The organism is Pseudomonas fuscovaginae SE-1, assembly GCF_000364705.1.
Taxonomy (GTDB): Bacteria; Pseudomonadota; Gammaproteobacteria; order Pseudomonadales; family Pseudomonadaceae; genus Aquipseudomonas; species Aquipseudomonas fuscovaginae_A.
This window is the reverse complement of sequence record NZ_AQOH01000171.1, coordinates 1-1,709: the sequence shown is the minus strand read 5'-3', so window position 1 is coordinate 1,709 and position 1,709 is coordinate 1. Positions and strand designations below refer to the sequence as shown.

Genomic DNA, 1,709 nt, shown 5'->3' with positions numbered 1-1,709 from the left:
CTGAGTGCCGATGTGCGGGTGCTGTTCGGCCAGCCGACCCTGGCGGCCTTGTCGGCCGCCGTGGGCGGAGTCCATGAGGTAGAGGTTCCGGCCAATGCCATCGAGGCGGACTGCACCCGGATCACGCCGGACATGCTGCCTCTGGCCGATCTCGACCAGCGCGCCATCGATCGCATTGTTGCCCGCGTGCCGGGCGGTGTGGCGAATGTGCAGGACATCTACCCGCTGGCACCGTTGCAGGAAGGGATTCTCTATCACCACCTGACAGCCGAGCAGGGCGACCCTTATGTTTTGCAGACCCTGTTCGAAATGGCCAGCCGCGAGCGTTTGAGCGCTTTTATCGATGCCTTGCAAAGTGTGATCGATCGCCATGACATCCTGCGTACCGCGGTACTCTGGGAAGGTCTGGAGGCGCCGATGCAGGTGGTCTGGCGCCAGGCCCGGCTGAATCTGGAACAGGTCGAACTGGACCCGGTCGAGGGTGAGATCAGCGAGCAGTTGCATCAGCGTTTCGACCCCCGTCACTCGCGCCTGGACTTGACCCTGGCCCCGCTGATGCGCCTGGTCTTTGCCGAGGACCTGCCGAACCAGCGTTGGGTAGCGATGCTGTTGTTCCATCACATGGTTCTGGACCACACGGCAATGGAAGTGGTCCGGCGGGAAATGCAGGCGCATCTGCTGGGCTTGGCTGGGCAGTTGGGTGCCCCCCTGCCGTATCGCAATTATGTCGCTCAGGCCCGCTTGAGGGTGAGCCAGCGCGAACATGAAATCTTCTTCCGTGGAATGCTCGGCGATATCGACGAACCGACCCTGCCGTTCGGCTTGCAGGATGTGCAGGGCGATGGTCGCGACATCGAGAAAAGCAGTCTGGCGCTGGACAGCCGATTGGGGCTGCGCCTGCGAGCCCGTGCCCGCCAACTGGGGGTGAGCGCCGCCAGTCTGGTGCACCTGGCCTGGGCGCAGGTGCTGGGCAAGGTCTCGGGCCGGCGCACGGTGGTGTTCGGTACGGTACTGATGGGTCGGATGCAGGCCGGCGAAGGCGCCGACCGGGCCCTGGGGATGTTCATCAACACCTTGCCATTGCGGGTGGACTTGGACGGGGTGGGGGCGCAAGACGGTGTTCGGGCGACCCATGCACGCCTCACCGCACTGCTGGGACACGAACATGCGCCGTTGGTGCTGGCCCAGCGTTGCAGTGGCGTGGCTGCGCCGATGCCGCTGTTCAGTGCACTGCTCAACTATCGCCACGGTGCTTCAGACGAACACTCGGACGAGGCCCTGAGCGCCTGGCGCGGTATCGATGCGCTCGATGGCGAAGAACGCACCAACTATCCGTTGACCTTGAACGTCGACGATCTGGGCGAGGGTTTCAACCTGGCGGTGCTGGTGAGCGAGACGATCGGTGCCCGGCGAGTTTGCGGCTACATGCGGACGGCGTTGGAAAGCCTGGTGGACGCACTGGAGCAGTCATCGGCAACGACACTCGACAACCTGTCGATCCTGCCGGCCAATGAGCGCGAGCAGTTGCTGGTGGGTTTCAACGACACCGCGCTGGAATATCCGAGGGCGCAGACCATCCATGGGCTGTTCGAGGCCCAGGTGGCGCGTACGCCGGATGCCCAGGCCGTGGTGCGGGGGGAGACCAGGCTGAGCTATCGCCAGCTCAACGAACAGGCCAACCGCCTGGCCCATGCCCTGCGCAAGCAGGG

Annotated in this window: 1 protein-coding gene; it reads left to right on the top strand. The window is 64.4% G+C overall.

The genetic code is table 11. The features are described from left to right. Positions 1–1,709 (top strand): condensation domain-containing protein (locus tag K675_RS0116460; protein ID WP_026145258.1); only part of this gene is annotated, 1,709 nt, incomplete at both ends.